The 16,989-nt window shown below is 52.2% G+C and carries 23 protein-coding genes; 2 read left to right on the forward strand and 21 right to left on the reverse strand.

The genetic code is table 11. The annotated features are described in order from the left end of the window. Nucleotides 1-97: 97 nt before the first annotated feature. Genes KNP60_RS07870 through KNP60_RS07915 form a run of 10 tightly spaced genes read right to left on the reverse strand, consistent with a single transcriptional unit; the run spans nt 98 to nt 4,803 of the window. Nucleotides 98-436, reverse strand: coding sequence for a hypothetical protein (locus tag KNP60_RS07870; RefSeq protein WP_034778008.1), 339 nt, complete (start codon nt 434-436; stop codon nt 98-100). Further along, nucleotides 433-918 (reverse strand): shikimate kinase, encoded by a 486-nt coding sequence (locus KNP60_RS07875; RefSeq protein WP_034778010.1) that lies wholly within the window; start codon nt 916-918, stop codon nt 433-435. Before KNP60_RS07875 ends, KNP60_RS07870 begins: the two co-directional genes overlap by 4 nt. After that, nucleotides 911-1,189, reverse strand: coding sequence for a hypothetical protein (locus KNP60_RS07880; protein ID WP_034778012.1), 279 nt, complete (start codon nt 1,187-1,189; stop codon nt 911-913). Before KNP60_RS07880 ends, KNP60_RS07875 begins: the two co-directional genes overlap by 8 nt. Then, a complete protein-coding gene (locus KNP60_RS07885; protein ID WP_161787545.1) occupies nt 1,189-1,671 on the reverse strand; it encodes a prepilin-type N-terminal cleavage/methylation domain-containing protein in 483 nt (160 codons plus the stop codon). The genes KNP60_RS07880 and KNP60_RS07885 overlap by 1 nt, the downstream gene beginning before the upstream one ends. Then, a complete protein-coding gene (locus KNP60_RS07890) occupies nt 1,607-1,843 on the reverse strand; it encodes a hypothetical protein (RefSeq protein ID WP_152567771.1) in 237 nt (78 codons plus the stop codon). The genes KNP60_RS07885 and KNP60_RS07890 overlap by 65 nt, the downstream gene beginning before the upstream one ends. After that, nucleotides 1,830-2,267, reverse strand: a complete 438-nt coding sequence (locus tag KNP60_RS07895) for a hypothetical protein (protein ID WP_034778019.1) — start codon at nt 2,265-2,267, stop codon at nt 1,830-1,832. The genes KNP60_RS07890 and KNP60_RS07895 overlap by 14 nt, the downstream gene beginning before the upstream one ends. After that, nucleotides 2,264-2,575 (reverse strand): prepilin-type N-terminal cleavage/methylation domain-containing protein, encoded by a 312-nt coding sequence (locus KNP60_RS07900; RefSeq protein WP_034778021.1) that lies wholly within the window; start codon nt 2,573-2,575, stop codon nt 2,264-2,266. Before KNP60_RS07900 ends, KNP60_RS07895 begins: the two co-directional genes overlap by 4 nt. A gap of 17 nt (nt 2,576-2,592) precedes the next feature. Next, the gene (locus tag KNP60_RS07905) at nt 2,593-3,570 is read right to left on the reverse strand and encodes a type II secretion system F family protein (protein ID WP_214797255.1); all 978 of its coding nucleotides are present in this window, start codon (nt 3,568-3,570) and stop codon (nt 2,593-2,595) included. Further along, nucleotides 3,552-4,358: an ATPase, T2SS/T4P/T4SS family gene (locus tag KNP60_RS07910; RefSeq protein WP_214706164.1), complete on the reverse strand. Its 807-nt coding sequence runs from the start codon at nt 4,356-4,358 to the stop codon at nt 3,552-3,554. The genes KNP60_RS07905 and KNP60_RS07910 overlap by 19 nt, the downstream gene beginning before the upstream one ends. 58 nt (nt 4,359-4,416) lie before the next feature. Next, nucleotides 4,417-4,803 (reverse strand): Spx/MgsR family RNA polymerase-binding regulatory protein, encoded by a 387-nt coding sequence (locus tag KNP60_RS07915; RefSeq protein WP_052090134.1) that lies wholly within the window; start codon nt 4,801-4,803, stop codon nt 4,417-4,419. A 249-nt stretch (nt 4,804-5,052) separates the two neighbouring features. Here KNP60_RS07915 and KNP60_RS07920 point away from each other — a divergent pair, with 249 nt between their 5' ends. After that, complete coding sequence (locus tag KNP60_RS07920; protein WP_021067727.1) at nt 5,053-5,316, forward strand: DUF2626 domain-containing protein; 264 nt, start codon at nt 5,053-5,055, stop codon at nt 5,314-5,316. Nucleotides 5,317-5,354: 38 nt separating this feature from the next. On the opposite strand, the gene KNP60_RS07925 is transcribed toward KNP60_RS07920, so the two are convergent. Further along, nucleotides 5,355-5,975 carry an MBL fold metallo-hydrolase gene (locus tag KNP60_RS07925; RefSeq protein WP_034778027.1) on the reverse strand — a complete coding sequence of 207 codons (621 nt, stop codon included), beginning with the start codon at nt 5,973-5,975 and terminating at the stop codon, nt 5,355-5,357. 158 nt (nt 5,976-6,133) lie between these two features. On the opposite strand from KNP60_RS07925, the gene KNP60_RS07930 reads away from it, so the two are divergent. Continuing rightward, a complete protein-coding gene (locus tag KNP60_RS07930) occupies nt 6,134-6,313 on the forward strand; it encodes a DUF2759 domain-containing protein (protein WP_029595254.1) in 180 nt (59 codons plus the stop codon). Between the two features lie 80 nt (nt 6,314-6,393). Here the strand turns inward: KNP60_RS07930 and KNP60_RS07935 are convergent, their stop codons facing one another. The 10 genes from KNP60_RS07935 to KNP60_RS07980 form a co-directional block, all read right to left on the reverse strand. Then, complete coding sequence (locus tag KNP60_RS07935; protein WP_214797256.1) at nt 6,394-8,310, reverse strand: LTA synthase family protein; 1,917 nt, start codon at nt 8,308-8,310, stop codon at nt 6,394-6,396. A 242-nt stretch (nt 8,311-8,552) separates the two neighbouring features. After that, complete coding sequence (locus KNP60_RS07940) at nt 8,553-9,515, reverse strand: ROK family glucokinase (protein ID WP_034778031.1); 963 nt, start codon at nt 9,513-9,515, stop codon at nt 8,553-8,555. A gap of 93 nt (nt 9,516-9,608) precedes the next feature. Further along, the gene (locus tag KNP60_RS07945) at nt 9,609-9,803 is read right to left on the reverse strand and encodes a YqgQ family protein (RefSeq protein WP_034778034.1); all 195 of its coding nucleotides are present in this window, start codon (nt 9,801-9,803) and stop codon (nt 9,609-9,611) included. Next, entirely contained in the window at nt 9,800-10,822 is a 1,023-nt protein-coding gene (locus tag KNP60_RS07950; RefSeq protein WP_214797257.1) for a M42 family metallopeptidase, read from the reverse strand. Before KNP60_RS07950 ends, KNP60_RS07945 begins: the two co-directional genes overlap by 4 nt. Nucleotides 10,823-10,837: 15 nt before the next feature. Continuing rightward, nucleotides 10,838-11,890 carry a rhomboid family intramembrane serine protease gene (locus tag KNP60_RS07955; RefSeq protein WP_138859253.1) on the reverse strand — a complete coding sequence of 351 codons (1,053 nt, stop codon included), beginning with the start codon at nt 11,888-11,890 and terminating at the stop codon, nt 10,838-10,840. Nucleotides 11,891-12,041: 151 nt separating this feature from the next. Further along, the gene (locus KNP60_RS07960) at nt 12,042-12,998 is read right to left on the reverse strand and encodes an L-lactate dehydrogenase (protein WP_034778040.1); all 957 of its coding nucleotides are present in this window, start codon (nt 12,996-12,998) and stop codon (nt 12,042-12,044) included. Nucleotides 12,999-13,167: 169 nt separating this feature from the next. Then, nucleotides 13,168-13,938, reverse strand: a complete 771-nt coding sequence (locus tag KNP60_RS07965; RefSeq protein WP_214797258.1) for a DUF92 domain-containing protein — start codon at nt 13,936-13,938, stop codon at nt 13,168-13,170. After that, nucleotides 13,917-14,471 (reverse strand): 5-formyltetrahydrofolate cyclo-ligase, encoded by a 555-nt coding sequence (locus KNP60_RS07970; RefSeq protein WP_214797259.1) that lies wholly within the window; start codon nt 14,469-14,471, stop codon nt 13,917-13,919. Before KNP60_RS07970 ends, KNP60_RS07965 begins: the two co-directional genes overlap by 22 nt. 55 nt (nt 14,472-14,526) lie before the next feature. After that, entirely contained in the window at nt 14,527-14,691 is a 165-nt protein-coding gene (rpmG, locus tag KNP60_RS07975; RefSeq protein ID WP_255313299.1) for a 50S ribosomal protein L33, read from the reverse strand. Between the two features lie 84 nt (nt 14,692-14,775). Next, nucleotides 14,776-16,977, reverse strand: a complete 2,202-nt coding sequence (locus tag KNP60_RS07980; RefSeq protein WP_214753107.1) for a 1,4-alpha-glucan branching protein domain-containing protein — start codon at nt 16,975-16,977, stop codon at nt 14,776-14,778. Between the last annotated feature and the right edge of the window lie 12 nt (nt 16,978-16,989).

The following is a 16,989-nucleotide window of genomic DNA, read 5'->3' on the forward strand; positions in this document are numbered from 1 at the left end:
TTTCTATTCCACTTTATCAATTTTTCATGGCTATGCCTAGCTAAAATGGGCAAAAATAAAGAGGATGGAAAACGAAAACGTTTTCATCCTCATTATTTCATATTTTGGTCTCAGTGGAAACGTCTGGGCGTTCGATTCCAGCTGTCCGTTTAATTTCTTTCGTCAGTCCGATCGTCGCTTGCTTAAGCTCCATCGTCTCGTCTTTCACGTTAACGGAATAGGCCTTCATCTGCTTCACAGAGGCGTTGACCGTATCGACGTGTTGCTTGATTTCATTGACGAGACCTTGGATGACGTTCGCACGAATCTGGAAACGTTCCGTCAAACGGGTGACCCGCCGCACGTCCGTCTTCATCTTGTTACGGTACAATAAGAACCCATACAAACCGAGCCCGACTAGTGCGAGCACAATGATGCCGAGATTGATCCAAATCATGTATCTTCCTCCTTCAACCGATATAAGGTATGCGCGATTGCTTCTGTGCTGAGCGAGGCGTCAAGCACGTGATCGGCACGCGCGTAGAGCGGCCGCCGACGTTCGTACAACGCTTCGACGGCCGCCTTGCCGTGGCGCACGAGAGGCCGGTCCGAGTCTTTGATTCGGTCCCAACACATCTCATACGGTAGATCAAGTGCGATGACGACACCGTTTTCGCGCATCCAATCGAGATTTTCGTCTCGTTCGACGATTCCGCCGCCTGTCACGATATAGGCAGCGCTCGCCTGTCGCAAAATCTCACTTTCTTGCAGGCGAAACGCTTCCTCCCCGTAACGGTCAAAATATGCGGGGATGTCCATTTGGACGTCCATTTCGAACAGCTCATCCAAATCAACGACGTGATTCGATTTTTCAAGATATCGTTTTAAGCTTGATTTACCTGTACCCATAAACCCGATGATGTAAAACGGTTTAGTCATCGAAATAAATCACCTCTTTATGTCGTTCTCCGGTCTCAAGGCGAATCTCGACCTCGACCGTCCCGCTGCCGAGCGGTCGACAGTTAATCGTCCCGGTCGGTTTTGTCACCGTGACGGCGGACGGACCACAGGACCGTTTGGCGACCATGACGTGTGATTCGAAGCGGATCGCCAAAATATCGAGCGCCAGTCGGTCGGTCGTTCGTTCCATATCAGTATACCAAAACATCGCTCCGCCGAGTAACCACGTCAACACGATTAACGTCGACATCACAAAGTATCCGCGCGCATGCACATCACGCTCTTCTCGCGGGGGCCGGTCGCGTCGGTCCACCGGATGCGAAAACCCTCTCCTACCGGTTCGACCTGATACGTCTCGATTCCTCTTAAAAATAGTAAATTCCCTCCCTCGTCTCCGACCATGACCAAATTACGATTGATCTGTTTGAGCGTCCACGACCACGTTGTGTCGTCCGGGCGCACGTATGTGCCGACAAGACGTCCCGATTCGACAACGCAATCCCGGCTATCGAAAAGTTTTCGCACGATCAGTTGGGGCGTCGTCGGCACCATTTCACGTGGTTGCTCATAAAACGCCTGGCCGAGTGCCAACAAGTGAACCGTGAGTCCAACGAACAGCGGGATCAAGAGCAACGTGAAGCTCACTTCAAGTAACGTGAACCCCCGCTCAAAGCGTCGGCAGACATAGGTCACCATCACAGATTTCTGTGCGTCCGCTCGGTTCGACCGCATCGTGCAACACCTCCCCTTGAAGCCGCTCATAACGCCGAACGGTCGTTTCGAGACGGTCGACCCGTTCCGTCGCGCCCTCGACAAAAGGTGCCACGACCCCGACCCACGCCAGGAGGAGCGCCAGGCTAAGGCAGATTTCCCAAAACGTGATACCTTGCTCATCGCCCTTCAACGCGAAGCACCTCCGGCTCATACGTCCCCATTCTAAACTTTAACGTCACCATCGTCGGTCCCGTATAAAACTTCCACTGCCCTGCATACGTCGCCGCTGTACGTGAGAAGACGATCTCACTTGTGGCCGGGAGACTCATCTCGACCCCATCGGGTACAACGCGCGATGCGATCGGCGTCATCCCACAGGCGATTTGATAGCGCCGTTCTTTTATGTACCACCGTAGACGCGGCACACATGATTCATCGGCGGCAACGTATGGATATTGGCCAACCTCGTTGATATCGCTCACAAGTGCCTCGGTGAAATCAAACAAGGCCAATCGATCCATCGAACGGACGACCGGGGTCGTCATTAACAGCAGGAGCGACAAGATGACGAGGACGGATGCCATCTCGACGAACGTATATCCTTCTTGCCTCATTGTTTTGTCAACGTACCGGTCGTCGGGGCATACGTGTAGACCATCGATTGACAACTATACTCGAGCGGACTCTCCGTCGAGGCCCGTTCGATGACCGCCAACGTCTCCGGATAGGATTTGTGTTCCGCATAATACAAGTTGATTTCCGACTCGACAATGCGCACACTCCCTTCACAACTGACACTGTCTGCCCGGGATTTCCCGTCTGACATCGAGGGAACGAGCAGTAACAGTAAAACCGAGATGATGAGTAAGACGGCAGCCATTTCAACGAGCGTGAACCCTTGTTCTGATTTGAATCGTGTCATGTTGTTGTTCCTCCTTGTTATAGTTGGGCCATGATCAATTTGACCGGCAAATAAATCGTGTAAAAAATCATTGTCACCATCATCGTCAAAAATCCGTATAATACCGGCTCGGCCTTGGTGATCAGTTGTTTCCAATACAATTCCATCTCTTCAAACACGAGATCACGATGCAACGTCATGATTGACCCCAGCTCACCACTCACCGTACCGACGCCGAAGAGACTGACGACCTCATGCTCGAGCAACCGTTCTTGCCGGGCCGCCTCTTCGAGTTCAAGACCGTCCGACATGCGCTCATGGATCCGTCTCGCGATGGCCGCGACTTCCCCGTCGCCCCGAGACAAACGCTCGATGATATGACGGACCGAACCTTGCCCTTCACTTAAGAGCGAGAGCTCACTGACGAACAAATACGTGACGTACAGACGCCTGCCCCGTTCGACGACACGTAACGGCACGAGCCGACCGCGTCTCCCGTTCCAGTAGAGGGCCGCCCCGGTCACGAGCAAGCCGATGAATAGACCCGGGAAAAACCAACGGGACAACAGAATTGCGTTTACCCCATCTAGCGCCGCGACGTCCACCATCGACAGCAATTTCGGGAAAATATAGAGCGCATAAATCGCCCCGAGTCCGAGCAGCATCGTCAAAATCACGAGCGGATACCGCGCTAGCTGCTTGAGCTCTTGCTGCAGGTTCCGGCGCATCGTCGACAAGACGAGCACTTGCTCGAGTCCTTCTAAAAAGTGATGGCCCCGCTCCGCCGTGACGAGCATCTCGCGCATTCTTGGGTCGGTGACGAGTCCCGAGAACACCTCGGCGAGCGGCCGACCTTGCTCGAGTTGAAGCCGCATGTCCCGAATCACTTGTTTTGCTCTCCCTCGTTCATGAAGCTCAAGTGTTTCGAACGTCTTTTTCAATCCAACACCCCGGGCCTGCAGCCTGAGAAAGCGACGGATCGTGAACAAGTCTTTACTCATCTGGTCTCGGACCATGAACAGCTCACCTCCTCTTCGCGGTGCAAGATGCACCAATGACGGGCGACCTCCATCTTGCCGACGAGCTGTTCGAGCCGATGTTCGCCGTCCTCGACACTCGCCGTATGGAACGTCGCGATCGTCAAATGGCCACTGAGCGCCGCGTCGTGTGCCACCCGCAACTCCTCGCTCGTCCGGATCTCTCCGATGACGATGACGTCCGGGTCGGCCCGAAGTGTCTCTTTCAATAGACTGCGATGGTCAAGTCCCGCTTTCGGGTTGACCTCGAGTTGAATCACTCCCGGCACCTGCTTCTCCGGAGGGTTCTCGATCGTCACGATTCGGCGGCCGCCCAAACTTTGCAAAAATGCGTAGAGGACCGTCGTCTTACCTGCCCCCGTCGCGCCGCCAATCAATAACAATCCTTGCCGGAGCATAGCCAACTTCAAAAAGCGGTTCACATCCTCATCATCTAGCAACTCGGACAACTGAAACGAGGCGTTCGGAAGTCGCCACGACATAAGCGTATGGTCGAATGAAGGTAAAAACGTGACCCGGATCGCGTCCTCCGTCCCGACGTACATACCAGACTGAGGCACGCGATGATCCGTTTCCGTTAGCGAGCACCAATATTTCATATGTAACGTCAACCGTTCGTAGTCAAACCGTGTCATCGACTCCAGTCGATGCAAGAGCGTCCCGTGGCGAACTTGAATCATCACCTCGTCTCCGTATGGCATAAAATGGACATCGCTCGCATTCAAATTTCGCGCCGCTCCCACGACACGCTCGATCACTCGTTTCATCTCCACCACCTCAATAAGAGCATAAAAAAAAGCCCACTCCTTGGAAAGTGGACTTGTGTCAGGATACGTTTGCAGTTGTTGATTCGAAACGGCGGGCATACGCCTCGATTGTCGCTTTGTCATAGCCGACAATGACTTCGTTGCCATCCGTCAAGATTGGACGTTTCAATAGTTTCGGGTTGTCGCTCATCAATTTGAGCAGTTCACTTAGCTTCAAATCTTCGACGTCGATGTCGAGTTGTTTGAACGCCTGACTTCTCGTCGCGAGAAGCGAGTCGACACCGTTTTCACTGAGTGCTAACAGCGTCATCAACTCATCTACCGTCGGGGCGTTCCGGAAGATATGGCGCTCGCTCACCTCGAGGTGTTGCTCTTGTAAAAACGCTTTCGTCTTACGGCATGAGGTACAGCTCGGATACGTATAGAACATCAATTCATTTGCCATTTTAATACCTCCTTTGAAGTTGAGAACCAATTCGTTCGATGTGTGTAAGTCGATTATACAACCTTATACCCGTTTTGTACATAGTTTGTACAAGTTTTTTTATTTTTTTGTACAAGTTTGTACAACCTAATTATTTCACATATTTTTCACGATTATTTTGCTCAATTCACACGTTTCCATAGCATTTTTCTGAATGTGTTGGTAAAATAGTGAATGAGAATGGAATAATGCACGTATGGGGGGATTAACATGGCGAGAATGTTCCGTGTCCTAGGCTTTTGGACTGGGTTGATCGCGGCGCTTGCTTTCGTAGGCGCACTCGGTGGAGATCAAAGCAGTAGCGAACATAGTGGTGACTTCGTCGTAATGGGTCTTGTCTTTTTAGCTCAAACTATTTTCTTCGTCGCACTAGGCTACTTGAAACTCACTGAAAAAACGTATGTATACGTGTTCGGCGCGTATTTGACTGTCTTCTTCGTCGTCTTCACGTATTGGAGTAACTTCCAAATGTAAAAAAAGATTGTCTCCTCGTGAGACAATCTTTTTTTGATTCATCGCTCGAAAAATGGATTCGTCCGAATTTCGGCCTCGAGCGTCGTCTTCGGCCCATGTCCAGAATAGAGCACGGTCTCGCCTGGTAACAGCTGTCGCATCCGATCGATCGATCCGAGCAAAGTGGCCTGGTCGCCACCGTATAAATCGGTCCGTCCGACCGACTGTTTGAAAATCAAATCCCCACAGAAGGCGATGCGTTCAGTCGGGATGTGGAGCGTGACGCTGCCCGGCGAATGACCAGGCGTGTGATGCAACTCAATCGTGAAGGCACCGATTTCGAGCGTTTTACCTTGATAGACCCGTTCGGCCGGACGCATCGATGCGCTCGGCAGATGGAACTTCGCCGCCCCGTTCTTCTCGTCGTCCATCAACCACGTCCGTTCCGCTTCATGGACGTACACCGGTACGGCGTAACGATCACGCAGGGCATCGATGCCACCGATATGATCAAAATGGGCGTGTGTCAACAAGATGGCGTTCAAGCCACCGAAGCGTTCGACCGCCTCAAAGAATTTCGGATCGTCCGTACCTGGGTCGACAATGAGGACCGTCCCGTCTTTCTCGAGCACGTATCCGTTCTCTTGGGCCAAGCCCGATGTGATTTTTACAATATTCATTCAGAACACCTCCACATCCCATTCTAATCGATATTGTGGCAAAATTGTAGCGGAGGCTTTCTTTGCTCGACAGCGTGTACATTATCGGATAAAATAATAATGATATTTCAGTGAAATTTTTATGAATTTCATGACGTATAATAAAGGGGGAACTCGTCATGCATTTGTATGAACCATTTGGATGGATCTCGCTCATCGTTGCACTCGTTGCAATCTGGGGAATGGCCCGTTCGTTTAAGAAACGCCAATTCTTTCCACTGGCTTTCGCCGCGGTCACTGTACTCGTATTTGGATTCTTCGGCGTCGCGACATTGATTTACGGTGGAATCCCAGGCTAATGAGCATGAAGACGACCTCGGTCGTCTTTTTTTGTATAACAAACAGCGCCGTCCCGGCTAAGCCGGGATGGCGCTGTTGCTTACTGTTCGGTCTGTTCTTTAAAACGAAGCAGATCCGAATAAATCAAGTCATCATTCATTTGGAGAATCTTCTCTGCTTCTTCACTATCCGGTCCACAAAGTGAAACGTCCTCAACGACTTCACCACTCGAGGCGTCATAGCATGTCGATTGCGTCCAGACATACTCCTCAGTGATAACGGTGCCGTCACGGAAGATGGCGCGGCTCGTCCGGTCTTCCGATAACAAGTCGCTACCGAATCCGACCGTGTCCGACGTATCGATTCCGAGCAAGTGAAGGATCGTCGGTTTCATGTCGACATGACTGCCGATCGTGTCATGTACTTCGCCCTTGGCTTGTCCCGGTAAGTGGACCGCGAACGGGACCGCTTGGAGCTTGGCGACGTCGTATGGCGTCAACTCGTCTTTCCCGAGCAGGTCGGCCATCGCGTCGTTATGGTTCGTCGAGATGCCGTAATGGTCACCGTAGACGACGAAGATCGTGTCATCCCACATACCGTTCGCCTTCAACTCGTCGATGAACAACCCGAGCGCGTAATCCTGATACGCGAGCGCCTGCGGGAAGTTGTTGAGCGTCGTCGAGTTCGTCTCGAATTTCGGGACGAGCTCATAGTCTTCGCTCGGCATCGTGTACGGGAAGTGGTTCGTGAGCGTGATGAACTTCGCGTAGAACGGCTCCGGCAACTCTTCGAGCATCGGGATCGACTGTTCGAAGAAACTGTCGTCGAGAAGTCCCCACTCCGTCATATCCTCGGGGTTCCCGAGGTCATAACTCTTTTCGTCGAAGAATTGATCGACGCCGATATTTTTATACATCAAGTCCCGGTTCCAGAACGACTTGTTGTTGGCGTGGAACACGGCCGAGTAGTAGTTGTCTTCCTTGATCAATTCAGGAAGCGCCTGATACTCGTTGTCGGCGTTCGTGAAGTAGACGGCACCGCGCGGGAGGCCGTAGAGCGAGTTATCGAGTGCGAACTCGGCATCTGACGTCTTCCCTTGTCCGACCGTATGGTAATAGTTCGGCCAGTAGTGTGACTCTTCAATCAATTTGTTCAAGTTCGGCGTGATGTATTCGCCGTTCGAGGCCTTCATGTTGTGCGTGAAGTTTTGGGCCGACTCGAACGAGACGACGATCACATTTTTGCCTTTATATTTCCCGAAGTAGTCCGGGTTCGGTGCCGCGTAATGTTGACGGGTATATTGCTCAACTTTCGCCAGTTCCGATCCATCGGCCATCGCTTTCTGGGCCGATGTCTTCGTTTGAAGCATCGCGTCATAGACGTGGAAGTTGAACGTCCCAATATTTTTGACCAACAGCTCCCGGTCGAACGAACGTGTCAATAGTTCAGGGCGTTCCGTTTCGGCGAGCGATAAGTTGAACAAGAAAACGACGACCGCTGTTGCGAACGTCACGAGCGCTCTCCGATGAGAGGCCGCCGTCGCCTTCGCATTGATGCGCCGTAAAATGAACGGCAAGGCGAGCACATCCCCGAGGATGATCAAGTCCTTCCATTCCAACAATGAGGTGAACGAGGTCGACAACGTCTCCATGTTCGAAGGTTGCAAGATGACCGGCATCGTCAAGTAGTCGGTGAACTCGCGGTAATAGACGGCGTCAGCGAACAAGATGAATGACGCCGCGGCATAGAGCATATACAATACCCACTTCTGCTTATTTCCTTTAAAGAAGAAACTGAAGGCGAATAAGAATAGTGTGGAGCTGATCGGGCTGATCAGCAAGATGAATGCCTGGGCGGTGTTTTCAATCGGGATGTTGAAGAAAAATTGGTAAACTACGTACGTCTTCGTCCAAAGTAATAGCGTGAAAATCCAAAATAACCGATATTCTTGAAACGAAGCGCGGACCGTATCATTCAGTCGCATAGTAAGCTTCGAAAAGCTCTGAGATGACTTCATCTGACGGCCTCCTCCTCTGTTCAACGGGCGACGAGATCAAACGAACTCGCTCCCCCTATTTTTTTATAAGTTCAATTGGCTTGTTATCCATTTCACGTACGATAACAGTCCGGTATCAAGTCCAAATCTTACCCCTTTTTTAACAAAAAATCAACTCTGTCATTACAAATTTTACATTATCCCATACCCGTTCCATATGAAAAACACGCCTGCGTCAAGACGCAGGCGTGCCTAGACAATTATTAGACACGAGTCGGCAAGAAATGTTTGCGGGCGAGCCAAGCACACCCGATGACACCGGCGTCGTTCTCGAGTTCCGCAATTTTGAACGTGGTCGAGGCGTAGACGCGTTCAAGCGCGAACCGTTTGAACTGCTCATCGAGCGGTTCAAGGAGCGCTTCACGCGCTTTCGAGACCCCTCCTCCGATGACGATCATCTTTGGATTCAACGTGTTGGCGATATTTGAGATCGTTAGGCCGAGATATTCCGTCATCTCTTCGACGACTTCTGTGGCGACGGGATCGTTCGCCTTGAACGCTTCAAACACGTCACGTGCCGTCACTTCTTTCAACTCGTTCAACGACGTCGTCCGATTTTTTCGTTTTTGGAGCGCCAAGCGGGCGACACCTGTCGCCGAAGCGATCGTCTCGATGCAACCTTTGCGTCCGCAACCGCACATGACGGCTTTCGACTCGTCACGTTCAACAGTGATGTGACCAATCTCTCCAGCCATCCCTGCTGCCCCGTGGACGATGTTCCCATTCGTGATGACACCGCCACCGACGCCCGTGCCGAGTGTAATGGCAAGGAGTTCTGACGCGCCTTCACCGGCACCTTTCCACATCTCACCGAGTGCGGCGGCGTTCGCGTCGTTCTCTAGGACGGCCGGCAATCCCACGGCTTTCTCAAACTCGCTGACGAGCGCAAAGTTTTTCCAACCGATGTTCGGCGAGTATTCGACGACACCCTCTGAGAAGTTGATGAATCCAGGTGCCCCGATCCCCGCACCGGCGAACTCCTCTTTCGCTTTTCCCGATTTTTCTAGATAAGCCTCGAATGAAGCAGCGATATCAGTCGGAATATGTACCCCGTTTTCTCGAATGTCCGTCGTGATCTCCCATTTGTCAGAAATGATCCCGTTCATATCTAAGACGGCCATTTTCACCGTCGTCCCACCAATGTCGATTCCTAATAACCACTTCATCTGTTCCACTCCTCATCTCGATTAAATCGCTTTCATCCCATAGTTTACACTATTAAACCCCTAGTGCAAACCTTTGCACTAGGGGTTTTTCTGTCAATCTATTGAATTTTTCAATTCATGCGTCAAAATGATCTTGGCCGTGTCATACTCTCGTTGTTCAATCATCCCGCCGGCATGCAACTCGTCGAGTTCCATCATCATGAGGCCAATCTCGGCATCGCGTTCGCCGATATAAATGATCGTCCCGAATGATTTCAAGAATTGTTGGACATCATAAAAATTTCTCATCGTCCGTCTCCCATCGTCGTGAGCACATAACGATAGAGCAGTTCCCGTGTCGCTTCGAGCGATTTTGTATGCGTCCGCTCATAGCTATGGCTCGACTCGATGCCTGGTCCGACGAGTGCATGGCGTACATCGTAGCCGGCACTGATTGCTGCCGAGGCATCGGATCCATAATACGGATAAATATCGACTTTATGGGCGATACCGTGTTCCCGGCACAACGCGGTGAACTGACGGCGTAATCCAAGATCGTACGGACCTGATGAATCTTTCGCGCAGATTGAAACCGTATATTCGTCCGAGTGCTGGCCGTCCCCGAGCGCTCCCATATCGACGGCGATATATTCGGTCACCGCTTCCGGGATCCCGGCGTTGCCCCCGAACCCGACCTCTTCATAGTTGGAGATCAAGTAATGGACCGGATGTGGCAAGTCGGCGCCGACGAGGTCTTTTGCCAAGTCGAGCAAAATGGCGACGGACGCCTTGTCGTCGAGGTGTCGAGATTTGATATAGCCCGCGTTCGTCTGGCGAAAGCGTGGATCGAACGAGACAAAGTCCCCGACCTCGATGCCTAGGGCACGCACGTCTTCAGCCGAATGAACGTCAGCGTCCAGTCGTACCTCGATATTTGATGCCGTCCGTTCGGCACTGTTCGTGTCTTTATACACATGGACGCTTGATTGATGGATAAGAATCGTTCCTTCGACAGGTTCACCCGCCTCCGCATGGACCAAACAGTTCTCCCCTTCAATGGCGGTCCAGGCGTAGCCGCCGACTTGTGTCAACCGTAGACGGCCACTCGGCAAAACCTCTTTCACCATCGCCCCGAGCGTGTCGACGTGAGCCGTCAACAGGCGCGCCCGATCCGATTTCCCGTCAAACGTCGCAAGGAGCGCTCCTTTATTCAAGCGTTTCGTGGCGACGCCGAGATTCGTGAGTTCTTGCTCCACGAAGCCGATCGCCTCATCCGTCATGCCCGACGGACTCGGAATTTCAACCAGTTGCTTCAACGTATTAATCATATCCTTACTCCTTTGTCATCGATTATAGCCGAACCAGAATAACGCTCCAGATGCCACGAGTACGATCACCGCAAACAACAGGCGGCGCTTCTTCGTATGCTCATCCGGCAAGCCGACCACTCCCGCCATCAGAAAACCCCCGACCAGCCCCCCCGCATGTGCGGAATGGTCCAAACTAGCGCCAAGGACGAAAGCGAGTCCTACGTTTAATCCTAACATAATAAACAGCGGCGGACCGAGCGTCTTCATAAATAAGGAACGGTCTCGGAGGCCAAAATAGAGGAGTGCCCCGACGAGCCCGAACAGCGCCCCCGATGCCCCGGCCGATATGGCTTCACTGAACGCGTAAGAGGCGACTGTGGCGATGACGCCGGCTAACAAATAAATGGTGACGAAGCGTGACGAACCGTACATCCGTTCAACGAGCGGACCGAGCGACCAAAGCGCGAACATATTGATTGCGAAATGGAACCAGCCGATATGGAGGAACATCGGTGTGACCAGGCGCCACCATTCCCCTTCGTCGATGAGCGGATTCACTTTCGCCCCGAAGCGGATGAGCGTATTCGGGTCGAGCGTCGACCCGATTGATTCGGCGAACCACATGACAAGAAACGTCACGAACATGAGTCCATAGACGAATTGTGGTTTCCCGAAGGAGAACCGTTGCTTTAGTTCGTTCTTCCGTTGTTGATCGAGCGCGACGGCCCGTGGTCGGTACGACTCTTCTGTTTGCCCACACGGTCTCATGCCGAGCTTCACTTTCGCCGCAATCGGAAACGTGAGGGACGATAGGCGCTCCTCATCGACAAGCGGATCGCCGTAAATGTGGACGTGTAACTTCTCACGACCGATACGGGCCAATCGAAACGAGTTCATGACCGCCTCGACGTCCATGCCGACATGGTTCGCCCAGGCTTTGTCCGTCCGTATGTAGAGGTGATAGACGTCCCCCGCTTTCGTGTCGAACAATAAAAGTGCCCGCGACGGCTCTAAGATGCCCTCGATGCGCCCTCCCGATTCGACCGCACGATATACGTCTTCCCAAAAACAAGCTGGCTCTGACATCGATGGTCACCTCCTTCTATACTTTTATTTTAAAGGAAATTATAGCTGGCGACAAAAGAGAGCCTCTATGCAACGTGTCGAGAAGAGCGGATGACAAAAAAACCGTAGCGGCGTTAGCCGGCTACGGTGATGAGCGAAGGATTGCTCGGTTTTATAAGACAGGTTGCATCGTTTTCAAGAGCACTTCTGCCGAATGATGCATCTTTTGTTTTTCTTCTTCTGATAACTCGATTTCCACGACTTGACGGACACCTTGACGGTTGATGATCGCTGGTACCCCGATGTGGATGTCGTTCAAACCGTACTCACCATCCAAGTGCGCGCCGACCGTCAATAACGTGTTCTCGTTGCGAAGCACGGCTTTGACAAGACGAAGGAGACCAAGACCGATGGCGTAGTACGTCGCCCCTTTACGTTCGATGATATGGTAGGCTGCGTCACGAACGTTGACGTAGATATCTTCGAGGTCTTCCCATGTGTACTCGTCATTCTCTTCAAGCAACTGTTCGACCGATTTTCCGTAAATGCGGGCGTTGCTCCATGCCGCGAACTCTGTGTCGCCATGCTCGCCCATAATGTAAGCGTGGCAGTTACGTGGATCGACGTTGAAGTAATCTCCGAGCATGTAGCGAAGACGTGACGTATCGAGTACCGTTCCTGAACCGAACACCCGATGCTTCGGTAATCCTGAATATTTCCAAGCCAAGTGGGTCATGATGTCGACCGGGTTCGAGGCGATGATGATGATACCATCAAAACCAGATGCCATGATGTCCCCAATCATCGACTTCATGATTTTGGCGTTCTTTTCGACGAGGTCGAGACGTGTTTCACCTGGTTTTTGCGGTGCGCCGGCAGTGATGACGACGATATCTGCTGCACCACAGTCTGTGTAGTCTCCTGCCCAGACGCGCATCGGTGAAGAGGCGAACGAGACACCGTGATTCAAGTCCATTGCTTCCCCTTCAGCTTTCGATTTGTTGATATCGATGATCACAAGTTCCTCACAGAGACTAGCTGTCGTCAATTGGTAAGCAAAGCTGGCACCGACCGCTCCGGCCCCGACGAGCGCGACGCGTGTTACTTTAGCATGATTTAATGTTTCCATATTGATTCTCCACCCTTCGAACAATCTGTTTCATGTTTTTGTTTTGTCTGTTACATAAAGATTGTAACATCATTCACAAACACTCACTACAAGGGAAACCGTTTTCAGTTTGGCAATATTGTGACAATATTCACATTCATTTGAAACATCTTCACTGACTGTACTACCCTCATCGCAGCAAGAGGAAACTAATCGCCGCCGCCGAGGCGATCGCCAAAAAGTTGACGGCGTCATTGCCGAGAAAGCGCCAGCCTGAAACGTAAGTCGTCGGCTCGTGATGATGGACTTTCTTCTCGGTCAGCTTACCGCATACACGACAGCGAAACTTGCGTTGAACCGTCGCCCCAAGGAGAGTGTCGACAACGCTTCCGGTCAACCCGAGAGCAATCAACAAGCCGGCGAACCGTAAGCTGATATCGATAAATGGCAACGAAGCGACGATAATGACCGTTGCCCCCGCGACCGACATGAACGTCCCGAACGGAGACACCCCGCCACTCGTTCCCGGTTCCACTTCGCGGAACGTCAAAATGGAGCGCGGTTTTTGTTTGGCGAGCACCCCGAACTCGGAGCCCCATGTGTCGCTCGTCGCCGCCGCAATCGAAGCGATGTACGCGAATAACCAGGCATCGTTCGGTGTAAGCAACGTACCGAGCGCCGTCGCCATCCCGATACCACCATTGGCGAGCACTTGAACGAAGTCACGAGGTCCCGATTTCTCAACGATTTCATCGACAGGCTCTTTGTCGCGGGAACGGTATTTCGAGGCGAGCGATGACGTCGAAAAGAAGACACCGAGCAAATAGAGCCCGAACCAACCAAATCCGTACCCAATGACCGTACCCGTCACGACCGTCAAGACAGCCCCAGAACGGGTCAGTGAGCGCAGACGATAGCCGGCGAAGGCTACCAGACAAGTTACGAGAAAGATGGCGAGCATAGAATCGTTTCCCTTTCCGTCACGATAAATTCGACAGGAATGTCGTGTGGCTCGACCGGGATTTCATCGAGCAGTTGGACGTCATAGGCCAACGAGATGGTGACACCTTCATACGTCGCTAAAAAACGGTCGTAATATCCCCCACCCCAGCCGATCCGATACCCGGATCGGTCAAAGACACGTCCCGGCACGATACAGACGTCAATCGTCCGCGTCGTCGCGGCCGTCGTCGGCTCTAAAATACCCATGACGCCCGGCTCAAGGTCTTCGAACGAATGAATTTCATGGAACGTAAGTCCCTGTTTTGTAACTTTCGGCACGAACACCGATTTTCCTGCCTGCCAAGCTAAGCGAATGAGTGGCAACGTATCAATCTCTAAATCGAGGGCGAGCGTGACGGCCACCGTATCCGCCTCTCGCCACGCCTTCAGTTCGGTCAATGTATGTATGATGACGCGGTCCCGGTCCGGTCGGTCGTCGAGTTCACGGATTTGACGATGTACATTTTGCCGGAGTAGTTTCTTTTCAATCACTTCAATTCCCCCTTGTTCAAAAAAAAGGCCGCCACATGAGTGACGGCCAGTCTCATTATTTCACTTCGCGGTAAAGCGTGTGACGACGGAGACGTGGGTTGTATTTGCGCAATTCGAGGCGCTCTGGGTTGTTACGTTTGTTTTTCTTCGTGATGTACGTGCGATCGCCTGTTTCTGTGCAAGCTAGTGTGATTTTAACGCGCATTTCTTTCACTCCCATCTTACTGATGTTGTATCAAGTGCTTTTGCTTTACAGTCTAAGCATACTCAATTATCCTACCAAGTTTTATTTGAAAAAGCAAGGTTATTTCGTGTTCTTTTTCAAACGTTTCTGCCCGTATGGCGAAGCATCGAGCGGCAGGCAGGTTTTTACGTTATCGCCAATCGGATAGCGCATTCCGACTTCCTCGGTCGACAGTTGTTCGCAAATAAAGACCGTATCGGCTTCAGCGAGGATGCTGCTCTCGATTCGATGGATTGCGTCGAACAGTCCGCCGTGTCCATGCGGATTGCGAGTCGTTTCAAATGACAACATAGTTGAGTATAACGGAACTTGTAGTGCTTTCGCAAGTGAACGTGCCGCTGTAATCGTCATCCAATCGAATTGATGGATCGCTTTGAAGGTGACTTTCGAGACAAGCTCATGTGCAAGTTTGACGTAGGCCACGTTTTGAGCCGCAACTTGGTTCATCACATGCTCCAAGAACGGGCTCGTCAGGCGAACGCGGTACACGTGAACACGGTTGTGGCGTTCATATTCCGGCAACCCTTCTTTGAACGGTGTCAAGACGTACACTGTCTCCCCATCCGCTGCTCGTGCCTCGACCTCGTCGATGACGCGACGACCGAGGTCCCCGACGACGTTGCCTGTATATTCAGGCGTCAAGACGAGGATTGCCTCGTCCTCTTGGCCACGCTCCGTAGTCACATAATAGTCGTGTGGCGACAAGAACGTGTCGATGTCGATGTCCACATCGTCAAGGAACGGATACGCGCGATAATGTTCAGCGAGCAACTCGTCCGATAGCTTGTCTTGATAAAGTGCCGTCTCGAGCTCGGCGAACAGTCGCGTATGCTCGCGGAACCTTTCTGCCGCATATTGGGCCGTAGTCTGCCCGTCGAGGATAAACGCCCAGTCACTCGACACAGCGAGTACGTAATGGCGAATGAGTTGGATCAGTGTCCGGTCGACGAGTGGCGACTTGTGACGATAGTCGGCCACGTCTTTGACGAGTTGCGTCTCCATCATGTGTAAGTGACGTAGCATCCATTCGTTGCGTTCGTTGATCCAGACGTCGCCGTACCCTTTACGTCCCCACGTGTTCATCGATACGTGGACCGTCTCGAGGTCTTGGAAGTGACGCTCGAGGAACAAAGCTGGCGTGATTGTCTCGATGCCAAACTCTTCGAGCCGTTCGGCGACTTTCCCGAGGAACTCGGGTCCTTCAAACCACCAGTGTCCGAACAGCTCAGCATCGAACGGTGCCGTCACGAGAAACGGCGGGAACATCTGTCCACCGTGGGCCTCGAGATGCCCTTCGAGCGTCTGTGCGAAATCGAGGGCGTGGTTGTCGATTTGATGTTCGGCCCAGGCGCGGACATAATAGTCTTTCTCATCCGAGTCGCCCGTGATGCGGTGCATCTTCAAGCCCGTATCGAAGCGAATTCCTTCCGGATGCATGAACTTTTCAATATACTCCCAGTCGCGATCGTAGGCGAGGTCACGATAAAACTCGCGATAGTCCGGATGGCCCGGATACCCGATCATCGAGCTCCAGATTTTTCCGGAGATGATTTGGTCACGCGGGAACAAGGCGACGCCATGTGGCGAGTAGACCGGAGCGCCAATGCCTTTCTCCGGCGTCGGATCAGCTTCGAGCAAGGCGTGCTCATCGACGAACGTATAGCGAATCCCTTCTTCATAAAGGATACGGTCGACACCTGGTGTGTAGGCGCATTCCGGTAACCAAATGCCGGTCGGACGGAACCCGTAATGACGTTCGAAACAGTTCAGTCCCGTCCGGATTTCAGCGCGAGCCGCCTGCTCAGTGAACAAGTGCGGGTTGAAGCCGTGCGTCGCCGTACACGTGACCATATCGATGAACCCTTGCTCACGATATGTACGGAACGCATGGTTCAAGTTCTTTTCCCAATGCAGGAACGTTGTTTTCAAATCGTTGTAGCGCCCGCGATAAAAATGGAGCGTCTCAACTTCCTGTTCGCTCCGTCCTTCGGCGAGCTCGATCTCAATCAATTCGAGCATCTCATCCAAATGTTCCACGTAACGGTCCTGGACGAGCGGGTCGGCGAGCATCTCGACGACGGGCGGTGAGATGCTGACCGTCCAATGGAGCGGTTTTTGCAGACGGTCGACTTGCCAAAGAATCGGGATATATGTCTCGGAGATGGCTTCATACACCCATCTCTCTTCTAGGCGGTGTTTCTCTTCATGTCTTACGTACGGAAGGTGGGCATGAAGGACGAGTGAAAAATAACCTGGTTTCATCTAAAAAATCCT

This window comes from Exiguobacterium sp. s5 (assembly GCF_018618075.1).
In the GTDB taxonomy this organism is placed as follows: domain Bacteria; phylum Bacillota; class Bacilli; order Exiguobacteriales; family Exiguobacteriaceae; genus Exiguobacterium; species Exiguobacterium mexicanum_A.